Source organism: Flaviflexus huanghaiensis (assembly GCF_014118685.1).
Classification (GTDB): domain Bacteria; phylum Actinomycetota; class Actinomycetes; order Actinomycetales; family Actinomycetaceae; genus Flaviflexus; species Flaviflexus huanghaiensis.
On sequence record NZ_JACFAK010000006.1, the window covers coordinates 17,862 to 29,244 of the forward strand.

The window sequence follows — 11,383 nt, forward strand, 5'->3', positions numbered from 1 at the left end:
ATGGCATGCCCAGTGACGTCTTACGACTCGATGCCGTGACGTATCGGCGCAATGGCGTCGATATCCTCAACGGGATCGATCTGACCGTCCGCGAAGGTGAGCGTTGGGTCATGCTCGGTGAAAACGGCTCCGGCAAGTCGACCACCCTCGCCCTGTGCGGGGCGCGTGCACACCCGACCTCCGGGACGGTCGACATCCTCGGCAAGCGGGTTGGCAGGGTAAATCTCGCCGACCTACGCTCCCTCATCGGGCACGTCGACCCCCGCCATCCCATCCGTGGCGCACCGCCCGCACTCGACGTCGTCCTCACGGGTCTCACGGGCGCGATCGAGTTGCCGATGCGATGGCAGTCCTCCGGCCGTGAGATTGATCGGGCGCACGCCATGCTTGCGACGATGGGTCTTGCGTCGAGGACCGAAGCGCGCTGGCCGACCCTGTCGCAGGGCGAACGTGGCCGCGTCCTCATCGCGCGCGCCCTCATTGCCACACCTCGCCTGCTCCTCCTCGACGAACCTACGACAGGGCTGGATCTCGCGGCCCGCGAGCAACTTCTCGACACCATGGACTCCCTCGACGTGACGTCACTACTTGTCACCCACCACGTTGAAGAAATCCCGTCAACAACGACGCACGCGGTCTTGCTACGAAACGGCCTCGTGAGCGCTACGGGTCCCGTTGACCTCGTCCTAACAGACGAGAGCCTGAGCACTGCCTTCGACTATCCAATCCGACTCGTGAGGGACGAAGGACGCTGGGGCGCGCGGCGCGCCTGACATGCCAGCTTCTGCTGACCATGGAACTGGCAACCGCTTGCGCCACGGCAATGAATGCGGATCACCCTTTGACAGACAGCTGTGCGCCCGGCACCGCCGAGCGCACACGCTGATAAGTCCGGATCAGAGGATGCCGAGGTCCCTCACAGCGTCGAGCTCTTCCTGAGCTGCGGCGATGTTCTTCTCGATTCCTGCACGGGTTGAGTCAGAGATCTCGAGGTCGGAGACAATCTCCCATTCCCCACCACGGGAGACGGCCGGGAAGCCGAAGATGAGACCCTCAGGGACCCCATATTCGCCATGCGAGGCGACACCAGCGGTCGTCCAGCTACGCTCGGACGTGCCGTTGACCCAGTCGTACATGTGGTCGATCGCGGCCGAGGCTGCCGAGGCTGCGGAGGAAGCTCCGCGTGCTTCGATGATGGCGGCCCCTCGCTTGGCGACGGTCGGGACGAAGTAGGACGACAGCCAGTCAGTATCGACAACGTCGAGCGCGGGCTTGCCAGCAAGCGTCGCGTAGGAGACATCCGGGTACTGATCGGCAGAGTGGTTTCCCCAGACGACGACGTTATTGATCTCCGAAATCGGGGTACCCGTCTTCTCCTTGAGCTGGCTCATCGCGCGGTTATGATCGAGCCTCATCATCGCGTTGAACCGATCAGCCGAGACATCGGGTGCCGAGGCGGCGGCGATGTAGGCGTTCGTGTTCGCTGGGTTGCCGACGACAAGAACCTTGACGTCGTCAGCAGCGTGGTCATTGATTGCCTTGCCTTGAGGACCGAAGATGCCGCCGTTCGCGGCGAGTAGGTCCGCACGCTCCATGCCTTTCGTGCGCGGACGGGCGCCGACAAGAAGGCCAACGTTCGTGCCTTCGAACGCCTGGTTGACGTCGTCGTAAATGTTGACGGAGTCGAGCAGCGGGAACGCTGCGTCGTTGAGCTCCATCGCCGTTCCTTCCGCGGCCTTGACGGCCTGAGGGATCTCCAGAAGGTTAAGACGCACGGGCACGTCCGGGCCGAGCATGGCACCGGATGCGATACGGAAGAGTAGCGCATAGCCGATGTTGCCTGCAGCACCTGTGACGGTGACGGTTACGGGAGACTTTGCCATCTGTTACAACTCCTATGTCGATTGGTCCCCTGTGGGGCAGCCGTCACCAGTCTACTGTCTGCTATTTCTCTCCTGCGGGTCTTGCGTCCCGAAAACGGTGGTAGTAGTCGATGAGTGCGCGGGTGGAGGGATCCTGCCCTGCAAGCGCCTCTTCGTCGCCAGCGATCGCCGGACCGAGATCGTTCGCCATCTGCTTCCCGAGCTCGACACCCCACTGGTCGAATGAGTCGATGCCCCAGACAACGCCCTGGACGAATGTCACGTGCTCATACAGGGCGATGAGCTGTCCGAGGACCGAGGGACTGAGATAGGGCGCCATGATCGATGCCGTCGGCTTGTTGCCCGGGAAGACGCGGGCGGGCACGATCGCCTCGTCCGTCCCCTCAGCGCGCACCTCCTCGGCCGTCTTGCCGAAGGCAAGTGCCTTCGTTTGGGCGAAGAAGTTTCCAAGAAGTAGCTCGTGCTGGTCCTGACCGTCGGTCTCGAACGGATATGTCGGGTTCGCGAACGCGATGAAGTCACAGGGAATGAGCTGAGTGCCCTGGTGAATGAGTTGGAAGAACGCGTGCTGGCCGTTGGTGCCGGGCTCTCCCCAGAACACCTCACCCGTTGCAGTCGTCACCGGGGTGCCATCCCAACGCACCGACTTACCATTCGACTCCATCGTCAGCTGCTGGAGGTAGGCAGCAAAGCGGTGGAGGTATTGCGAGTAGGGCAGGACAGCGTGAGAGGCGGCCCCCATGAAATTGACGTAGAAGACGTTGAGCATCGCCATGAGAAGCGGCACGTTCTCTTCTGCTGGCGCCTTCGCAAAATGCTCATCCATCGCCCGATGGCCCGACAGGAAATCGGCGAACGCGTTGGGGCCGATGGCGATGACGAGGCTCGTGCCGACAGCCGACCCGACGGAGTAGCGGCCCCCTACCCATGACCAAAAGCCGAACGCGTTGTCGGGATCAATTCCGAAGTCTGCGACCTTGTCGAGAGCGGTAGACACGGCGACGAAGTGCTTGGCGACCGCATCGTCTCGTACCTCTTCTGGGAGGCTGTCGAGTAACCAGGCTCGCGCCACCTTCGCGTTCGTCAGTGTCTCCAAAGTCGTGAAAGTTTTCGAGACGATGATGAAGAGCGTTGTCTCAGGGTCGAGACCGGCAAGTTTCTCGCCAGCGTCGGTCGGGTCGATGTTGGAGATGAAGCGGACCTCAAGATCCTCCTGCAGGTAGGGTTTGAGCGCCTCATACGCCATGACCGGCCCGAGATCGGACCCACCGATACCGATGTTGACGACCGTCTCGATCGGCCGTCCGGTCGCGCCAACCCACTCGCCCGAGCGGACCTTCTCCGCGAAGGCGTAGACCCGATCGAGGACCTCGTGGACCTCATCAACGACGTTCTCACCATCGACAATCGTTTCCGTACCGCGGGGCGCGCGAAGCGCAGTGTGGAGAACTGCCCGGTCCTCGGTCACGTTAATCCGCTCGCCCCGCAGCATCGCGTCGCGGCGCTCCTCGACGCCGGTCTCTTTCGCCAGACCGATGAGAGCGTCTCTGAGCTCAGCAGTGAGGAAGGACTTCGACAGGTCGACATGCAGGTCGGCCGCAGTGAACGAGAACTCGTCAGTGCGGTGGGGGTTCTCGTCGAACCACGCTCGAAAGTCCGGAGAGAAACCCTCCGCGATCTCTACGAGCCTTGACCAGGCGGGCGTGCTTGTCGGGTCGATGGGTGACGCAGGCATGGCGATCCTTCTCCGTCGGGGCTGTCTGTGATTCGATTCTCACACATCCCTCGAGTAGGTGCGCTCCATTTCAGGGTCCGAGGCACCCCTCAAGCTCGTCCATGACACTCATGTCGGGACCTGCGGATGAGGCGACGGCCGCAGCATTGATGATCGTACCGATGAGGGAAACGCTCCACCCCGAGCTGTCTTCGAGAACCGAGAAGGCAAACAGCGGCGCATCCCTGTCAAACATCGAGACATCGATCGGGTCACATGCTCCGACGGTTAGCTGCCCATCATCGAGAATGATCTCCATCGCCTGGCCAGTGATGAATGGGTTCGTGCGGAGCGTGAGCGACGAGACAACGCTGAGGGCCGAACGGTCGGAAACGTCGATGGTCGTTGTCGTGATGTGTGACAGCGTGACAAGGTCGCCGAAGCTGAGCTCTTGTATTTGCGGCATTGCCGAGAGGTAGAGCATGAGGCCAAGGCCGCGATGTTCCGCGGCAGGTAGATGACCGATCGCATCATCGAGGGGTTTGTCGGACAGGGCGTCAACGAACTGCTCGACCGCCTCGTCTGGCGAGCGGTACCGCTGCGGTGAGTACAGGGTGAAGTCTCCGTTGCGCTGGATGAACTCCTGCCTCGCGTCCGCATCCGTGAAGTACTCGGTGTTCGTTTGGGCGGCGACCGAGCCGGCGAGCGAGATGTACCAGCCCTTCTCTTCGACGGTCATGAGGATGAGGGGCTCGGCTTCGGTAAAGTCGCGAGAGTACGACGTCTCGCCACCTTTCAGCTCCCGCTCAATATCCTTGGCGAGCTCTTCTGTGTTCGCGACTCCGAAGATGTCGTCAAGCTGTTCATCCGAGTACGGCTCCGTCACGATGTCGGCGGTGATCTGTGCGAAGCCCTCAACGTCTACGATGTCAACGCTAATCGACCCTTCGGTCACGACAGCCGCCGTCATCGACTCTGTCATCGCCACCTCCTCGACCGCGTCGACAGTCATCGTCTGTTCGATGACCTCCGCGTACCGCTCGAGGTTCGCCCTTATGTCGTCGTAGACGCTGTCTTCTCCTATGTCCGCGTCCGCCGGGGCGTAACGCAGGGCGAGGAGGGACAGGGAGGACACATGGTCTTGCTCTGCTGGGGAGATCGAATCGAGAGCGTTCGGTAGCTCGCCGTTCATCGCGTCGACGAACCTCGTCACCGCCTTGTCCGGGGTCGGGGCGCCCTCTCCAGCGGTCGCCGAGCGGTCCGCGCCCCACCACACACCGAGCGCGATGAGAAGAACGACGACAGTGGCGAGCGTACCGACGATAATCGCTGTTCTGCCTGAGCCGGTGCGCCCATAGCCGTTCTCGGGGACTGTGGCGATTGGCACCCGCGGATCGGTGTACCCCGGTCCAAACCCCGCCCCTGCGGGCTGGTCGGGGCCGCCGACGTTTCCTGTCCAGGCCACCCCGTCTGGGCCTGGACTAGCCGGGCCCTGCATCGAGCCGTCGATGTCGCGCTTGCGCGGATCTTCGTGCTGGTCAGGGAATTGGTCGTTGTCGCGATCATCGCTACTCATGGAAATCATTATCGCCCAGGTCAGGGCGGCTATGGAACCGAATCGTCACGTCCGTCTCCGCCCGGACCTGCGGTGACGTTTATCAGCCATGGCATGCCCGGCTCATTGAGTCGCTCAAAAAGCCGTCGTCTCGCTCGTCGAACGTCGCACACACGGCCTCTCATCGTGAACAATGGAACATATGGAACAAGTGAAGATTGCCGTTCTGACATCGGGCGGCGACGCCCCGGGGATGAATGCCATTGTCCGCGCTGTCGTCCGCACCGCTCTCCACGAGGGTGCCCGACCATTCGCCATCCGCGAGGGCTGGAAGGGGACTGTCGAGGGCGGTGATCTCATCCGTGAAATGTCATGGGGTGATGTTTCGAACATCCTTAACCGTGGCGGAACGATCATCGGCACCGCTCGCTCCGACCGTTTCCGGCAGCGGGAGGGGATGCTGGCTGCAGCGAAGAACCTCGTGACGCTCGGCATCGACCACCTCGTCGCCATCGGCGGTGACGGTACCCTGACCGGCACCAATGAGCTCAAGAACCAGTGGTCCTCGCTCCTCGCTGAGCTTGTCGAGAAGGGCGAGATCGACGAGGAGACCGCTGACCGTCATCCGACGCTGAGGGTCGCCGGGGTCGTCGGCTCAATCGACAACGACCTTGTCGGAACCGATATGACCGTTGGCGCCGATTCGGCGCTTCACCGGATTATTGATGCGATCGACGCTATCTCGTCGACTGCCGAGTCTCACCGCAGGTCGTTCGTCATCGAGGTCATGGGCCGGCACTGCGGCTATCTCGCCCTCATGAGCGCGATCGCGGGCGGTTGTGACTACGTCTTTGTCCCGGAGATGCCGCCCGCCGACGGCTGGGAGGACGACATGTGCGCCGTTCTCAAAGCCGGTCGGGAGGCTGGCCGGCGGGACTCCATCATCATCGTGGCCGAAGGTGCGACGGATCGCCGGGGCGAACGAATCACGTCAACCCGGGTTGCGCAGGCCCTCGAAGAGGGACTTGGCGAAGAAGCCCGCGTCACCCTCCTCGGACACGTCCAGCGCGGCGGCCCACCATCCGCCTACGATCGGTGGATGCCGACCCTGCTCGGGTACACGGCCGCCCTCGAACTTCTGCGCAACAACGCCGATCCGGTCGTCATCGGAACGCGCCGGAACCGACTTGTCCGCCTGCCGCTCATGAAGGCCGTCGAGGACACGCGTGCGGTCAAGACATTCACGGCAGAGGGCGACTACAGGCGTGCTATTCAGGCACGAGGATCCTCGTACGCGGAAATGATTGACGTCTTCTCGACCATCGCCTCCCCCGTTCCGACGAATAACTCGACAGGCGGTCGACGTCGGATAGCGATCGTCCACGTCGGCGGCCTCGCGCCCGGAATGAATGTCGCCGCACGTGCGGCCGTCCGGTTCGGGATTGACCGCGGCTATGACATGGTCGGAATTCAAAACGGCCTTCCGGGACTTGTCAACGGGGAACTTATCCCTCTCTCATGGTCGGACGTCGATTCCTGGTCCGGGCTCGGGGGTGCCGAACTTGGCACGCGCAGGACGATCCCACCGGTCGAAGATTTCCAGGAGATGAGCCGCGCCCTCGTCGAGCATAGGATCGACGGTCTTATGATCATCGGCGGACTCAAGGGATATGAGGCGGCTGCGTTGATGAAGGAGGAGCGCCGGCGCTTCCCAGCATTCCGGATTCCCATCATGTGTGTGCCCGCCTCGATCGACAACAACCTCCCTGCTTCCGAGCTGTCGATCGGCGCGGACACCGCCATCAACACGAACGTCGAGGTGCTCGATCGGATTAAGCAGTCCGCGTCGGCCTCGCGTCGCTGTTTCGTCGCGGAAGTCATGGGCCGCAATGCGGGTTATCTCGCCCTCATGTCCGCGATCGCGGGCGGAGCAGAACAGGTGTATCTCGCCGAAACCGGTATCTCGCTCAAACAGCTCGAAATCGACACGAAGGTCATGATCAATGCTTTCGAGACGGGCCGCCGACTCTACCTTGTCGTCCGCAACGAGTACGCATCCCAGCACTACACGACCGATTTCCTTGTCCGACTTTTCGAGGCCGAGGGCAGGGACCTGTTCGATGTGCGCCAGGCCATCATCGGCCACCAGCAGCAGGGCGGTAACCCCTCCCCCTTCGACAGATTGCTCGCGGTTCGTCTCGTCAAGAGTGCCATGGAAAAGCTCGATGCCCTCGTCGTGCAGGGACGGGACGACTGCGCCTATACCGGCATGGTCGAGGGGCACATCGTGTGCAATCCGCTGACAAGGATGGAGGAACAGTGGGATCCGGTCACGCGCCTGCCGCGGGACCAGTGGTGGCTAGGGTTGCAGGAGCCTGCCCACATCGTCTCCAATCCCCACCACAGCTACCCCGCTCACGTGCTCCCGATCGTCCAGGAGGCGTAAAGGACCGCCGGTCAGACAATCCTGCGGGCCGCCGCCCAGCGAGCGAGCTCGTGCCTGTTTGACAGCTGGAGCTTGCGGAGCACGGCCGACACGTGGGTTTCGACGGTTTTGATGGAGATGTAAAGCTCGCTGGCAACCTCTTTGTATGCCATGCCGCGCGCGATGAGGCGCATGACCTCCTGCTCGCGAGCAGTCAGCCGGTCAAGTTCATCGTCCCGGTCGGCGACATCACCGGAGCCCGCGCCGAACGCGTCGAGGACGAATCCGGCGAGCCGTGCCGAGAATGCTGCATCCCCATCCGCCACCCTCCGCAGGGCGTCGGCGAGCTTCTCCCCCGTCACATCCTTCGTCACGTAACCGCGGGCGCCGGCGCGGACGACAGCAACGACATCTCGGGCTGCGTCTGAGACGGAAATGGCAAGGAACTTCGTGCCCGGGTAGAGGTCGGCGCAGGCGCGGACGACTTCCGCGCCCCCTCCGCCGCTGCCGCCCGGCATGTGAACGTCGAGAAGGACGACATCGGGCGTGAGCTCGTGGGTGAGCGCGATCGCTGAGTCGACGTCGTGGGCTTGCCCAACAATGTCGAAACCGCCGACGCGGGCGAGCTCACCAACCATGCCCGCCCGTGCGAGCGGATGATCGTCGACGATGATGACTCTCATGATTGACCTCGCGGGATTCTCATGTGGACCTCTGTGCCGGGACTGCGTCTCTTGATTGTCGCAGTTCCACCGTGCCTGTGGGTGCGGCCGAGAATGGAATCACGCACTCCGTGCCGATCGCTCGGAATCTCGACCATGTCAAACCCCTCACCATGGTCGCGGATGAAGACATCAGTCGCATCCTTCGAGAACTCCGCATAGACGGACACAGGTGGCGCGCCGTGTCGGACCGCGTTGACGACAGCCTCCCGGCATGCGGCAAGCAGGGCCGTGCTGTGAATATCGCGCTCCCCATCGCCGACGGCAACGAAGTCGACGTCGACCCCATAGAGGTCCTCGACCTCACCAATCATCGTCCTCAATGAGTCCGGTAAGGAGGCCTCGTCGCGGTGGGATCCATACAACCATGTGCGTAGCTGACGCTCCTGAACGCGCGCGAGCCGCGTGACGGTCGCAGGGTCAGACGCCGATGTGCGAATGAGAGTGAGCGTCTGGAGGACAGAATCGTGCAGGTGTGCGGCGATATCGGCCCTGGCTGCCTCGGAGGCGCTCTCCCTCCGCGCCGCATCGAGTTCGCGCAGCATGCGGGCGCCGGCGGGCCACATGGCGAGCGCGGCGATGACGAGAACGCCGAGGGCAACGACGACAGATGTCAGCATCGTCTGCGGGTCCTCGTCGCGCACCGCGAAGATGAGAACGCCGATGACAAGAAGCGAAATGCCGGAAATGAAACGGATGAGCTGGACGCGCACGGAACTGCCGCCGATATTCGTCCACGCGAGCGCCGCTCCCGCCACAAGGCAGATGATCGAGATGACAACACCGGCAGAGATCGTCAGGAGGGACTGGAACACAACGAGAGCGACCGCGGTGACGGCAGCGAGGATGGCGAACGCGAGAAGGCGGGCCCGAGGGCTCGGGGCGAATCTCGGACCCACCCTGTCCGGGACGTCCTCAGAGGCCGACACAGAGATCGTCAGCCACAAGTAGATGAGGACGCCTGAAAAGCGCGCGAAGCCGAGAAGAAGGAAAATGCCCCGGATGATCCACACGTTGACATTGATGTGGTCCGACACGCCCTGACACACTCCGGTGATGATGCGCCCCGACTGGGGCCTGCGCAGGGGGTAGCGGTCCATGGCACGATCTTCGCACGACGCCGACCCTCATGGGACCCTTGACCTGCATCCTCAGGGATAGATCAGGGCTTCCCCCAGTATCCCCACCACTGCGACCGCGGGAGAATAGAGACATGACTGGAGATACTTTCTTTGACTCCATCAGGTCACTGGGAATCCAGCGGTCTGATGACGCGCCGCTCGCCGGCGTCTCCGCGGGACTCGCGAAGCGCTGGAACGTCGACCCACTTGTTGTACGGGCCGTCTTTGTCGCCCTCGCCTTCCTCGGCGGGTCCGGCGTCACCCTTTACGCACTCGGCTGGATCTTCCTGCCCGACAGTCGTGAGCGCATCCACGCTCAGGAACCGTTCTACGGCAAGGTGTCAGCAAGCCTCGTCTTCGGCATCCTCATCGCCATCTCGTCAATGTCGTCGTTCAGCTTCGGCTTCCGCGACTTCTATGTATTCGGACCTGTCGGAATTCTCCTGACGATCATCCTCATCATTGTCGTTGTCATCATGGCAAACAGCCGTGATTCTCGTCAGCCGCCACATACTCCGCCCGGTCCAGCTGGCGTTGCCGACGCGGATGGCGAGAGCGCCGCCGCCCCGCAGGCCGACCCATACACCGCGCCCGATCCCCCGACTGCCGGTCCAGCGAGTAGCGGTCCTGTGACTGGCGCTCATCGCACCTGGGACTCCCCGCCACCGAACCGGCCCTGGGCCGAGGGCCCCTCACAGCAGAGTGATCGTTCGGCACTCTATGCCACCGTCGGCGAGGACATTGACAAGCCGGATGAGAGGCCGGTGTTGAGTTCGCGGGTCGTCCTTATCGCCCTCGCGCTCCTTCTCATCTTCGCTGCGGGCATTGCCCTTGCCTTCGACCGCGGATTCGGCTCGTTGAGCGGCTCCACGATCGTCATCGCCGCGTTCGGTGCCGCCGCTGTCATCCTCGGCATTACCGTCCTCATATCCGGCATCACCGGCAGGCGCGGCGGCGGCCTCTCCGCCCTCGCCATCGTCGTTGCCGCTCTCAGCCTGCCGTCCGCTGCGCTCATCTCGGTGCCGTCGGCTGAACATCACGTCATCATGGGCGAGGCGTTCTGGTCCCCGACGTCAGCGCAGGAGGCCGAGGGCGGGTACTCCATGCTCATGGGCGCTATCAAGGTCGACGTGACCGACCTGGACGAGGCGGAGTTCGACATCAGCGGCAGGCTCGGTGATGTCACCCTCGTCGCGAGCGACGAGCAGAAGATCGCGATCGTCGCCGATTACGTCATCGCTGATGTGACAGGAGCGAACGGCCGCAATTCGAACTCGGGCGGAATCACCGGCGACTCCATCATCTTCGTCGGCGACATCACCTCAGTCGATGAGGCAGACATCGTCATCAATGTCGACCTCATCGCCGGATCTTTCACACTTGAGAGGCAGTCATGACCAAGCAGCCCGTCGTCGGAACAATCATCATTGGAATCCTTGTCACGATCCAGGGCTTGTGGGCGCTCGCGCTCGCCTTCAACGTGAGACTCGTGAGGGATGTCGACCCAACCACTGTCCTCGTCGCGACACTACTCGGACTGGCAGTCCTCCTCATTGTCATCGCACTCTGGCCCCGCTCAGCCAAGAAACAGACCCCTGTCGAGACACTTCGGTTCTCGCCACTGTCGGCCGAGGAAGCCCGGGTCGGAGTCACGACGAAACAGAATGTCGTAGCCGACCTCCGGTGGATAGATTCTGCCGATGCTCTAACCGTCCCGGTCGTGAGCCAGCGGGCCACGATCCTCGCCGATCCGGCCCTCCTCGCCATCCGAACATCATCACCTGACGTCAACATCGATCCCGACATGGGAATGAGAAGGGCGGGTATGGCGGGGACCCAAACCCTCTACCTTGGCCCGGGACTGTCCGACCCGTCGGAGGCTCACCTCACGGTCGATGCGGCCGCTAAGAGCGTGACGGTCAGAGCCCGCTGACCGCCCGAGCTCCACTCCGACAGGTCCGCC

Annotated in this window: 9 protein-coding genes; 4 read left to right on the top strand and 5 right to left on the bottom strand. The window is 62.8% G+C overall.

Annotated features, from left to right (window positions below):
• Positions 1 to 5: 5 nt before the first annotated feature.
• A complete protein-coding gene (locus H7E91_RS05655) occupies positions 6 to 773 on the top strand; it encodes an ABC transporter ATP-binding protein (protein WP_182354128.1) in 768 nt (255 codons plus the stop codon).
• Positions 774 to 896: 123 nt separating this feature from the next.
• Here H7E91_RS05655 and H7E91_RS05660 read toward each other — a convergent pair whose 3' ends face one another.
• The 3 genes from H7E91_RS05660 to H7E91_RS05670 all read right to left on the bottom strand — a co-directional run bounded on the left by H7E91_RS05660 (position 897) and on the right by H7E91_RS05670 (position 5,173).
• Positions 897 to 1,883, bottom strand: a complete 987-nt coding sequence (locus tag H7E91_RS05660; RefSeq protein WP_182354129.1) for a malate dehydrogenase — start codon at positions 1,881 to 1,883, stop codon at positions 897 to 899.
• 61 nt (positions 1,884 to 1,944) lie between these two features.
• Positions 1,945 to 3,618 carry a glucose-6-phosphate isomerase gene (gene pgi / locus H7E91_RS05665; protein WP_182354130.1) on the bottom strand — a complete coding sequence of 558 codons (1,674 nt, stop codon included), beginning with the start codon at positions 3,616 to 3,618 and terminating at the stop codon, positions 1,945 to 1,947.
• Between the two features lie 70 nt (positions 3,619 to 3,688).
• A complete protein-coding gene (locus tag H7E91_RS05670) occupies positions 3,689 to 5,173 on the bottom strand; it encodes a hypothetical protein (RefSeq protein WP_182354131.1) in 1,485 nt (494 codons plus the stop codon).
• Positions 5,174 to 5,354: 181 nt separating this feature from the next.
• On the opposite strand from H7E91_RS05670, the gene H7E91_RS05675 reads away from it, so the two are divergent.
• Positions 5,355 to 7,598: a 6-phosphofructokinase gene (locus tag H7E91_RS05675; protein ID WP_241698422.1), complete on the top strand. Its 2,244-nt coding sequence runs from the start codon at positions 5,355 to 5,357 to the stop codon at positions 7,596 to 7,598.
• An 11-nt stretch (positions 7,599 to 7,609) separates the two neighbouring features.
• Here H7E91_RS05675 and H7E91_RS05680 read toward each other — a convergent pair whose 3' ends face one another.
• Positions 7,610 to 8,260: a response regulator gene (locus H7E91_RS05680; protein WP_182354133.1), complete on the bottom strand. Its 651-nt coding sequence runs from the start codon at positions 8,258 to 8,260 to the stop codon at positions 7,610 to 7,612.
• The gene (locus tag H7E91_RS05685; RefSeq protein ID WP_182354134.1) at positions 8,257 to 9,399 is read right to left on the bottom strand and encodes an ATP-binding protein; all 1,143 of its coding nucleotides are present in this window, start codon (positions 9,397 to 9,399) and stop codon (positions 8,257 to 8,259) included. The genes H7E91_RS05680 and H7E91_RS05685 overlap by 4 nt, the downstream gene beginning before the upstream one ends.
• A 113-nt stretch (positions 9,400 to 9,512) precedes the next feature.
• Here H7E91_RS05685 and H7E91_RS05690 point away from each other — a divergent pair, with 113 nt between their 5' ends.
• Together H7E91_RS05690 and H7E91_RS05695 are read left to right on the top strand one after the other, a co-directional pair.
• The gene (locus tag H7E91_RS05690; RefSeq protein WP_182354135.1) at positions 9,513 to 10,817 is read left to right on the top strand and encodes a PspC domain-containing protein; all 1,305 of its coding nucleotides are present in this window, start codon (positions 9,513 to 9,515) and stop codon (positions 10,815 to 10,817) included.
• A complete protein-coding gene (locus H7E91_RS05695; protein WP_182354136.1) occupies positions 10,814 to 11,353 on the top strand; it encodes a hypothetical protein in 540 nt (179 codons plus the stop codon). The genes H7E91_RS05690 and H7E91_RS05695 overlap by 4 nt, the downstream gene beginning before the upstream one ends.
• Positions 11,354 to 11,383: the final 30 nt, after the last annotated feature.

Coding starts and splice junctions, on each gene's coding strand:
- H7E91_RS05675 (WP_241698422.1), top strand. CDS start 5,355: ATGGAACAAGTGAAGATTGCCGTTCTGACATCGGGCGGCGACGCCCCG.
- H7E91_RS05690 (WP_182354135.1), top strand. CDS start 9,513: ATGACTGGAGATACTTTCTTTGACTCCATCAGGTCACTGGGAATCCAG.
- H7E91_RS05695 (WP_182354136.1), top strand. CDS start 10,814: ATGACCAAGCAGCCCGTCGTCGGAACAATCATCATTGGAATCCTTGTC.
- H7E91_RS05655 (WP_182354128.1), top strand. CDS start 6: ATGCCCAGTGACGTCTTACGACTCGATGCCGTGACGTATCGGCGCAAT.
- H7E91_RS05670 (WP_182354131.1), bottom strand. CDS start 5,173: ATGAGTAGCGATGATCGCGACAACGACCAATTCCCTGACCAGCACGAA.
- pgi (WP_182354130.1), bottom strand. CDS start 3,618: ATGCCTGCGTCACCCATCGACCCGACAAGCACGCCCGCCTGGTCAAGG.
- H7E91_RS05660 (WP_182354129.1), bottom strand. CDS start 1,883: ATGGCAAAGTCTCCCGTAACCGTCACCGTCACAGGTGCTGCAGGCAAC.
- H7E91_RS05685 (WP_182354134.1), bottom strand. CDS start 9,399: ATGGACCGCTACCCCCTGCGCAGGCCCCAGTCGGGGCGCATCATCACC.
- H7E91_RS05680 (WP_182354133.1), bottom strand. CDS start 8,260: ATGAGAGTCATCATCGTCGACGATCATCCGCTCGCACGGGCGGGCATG.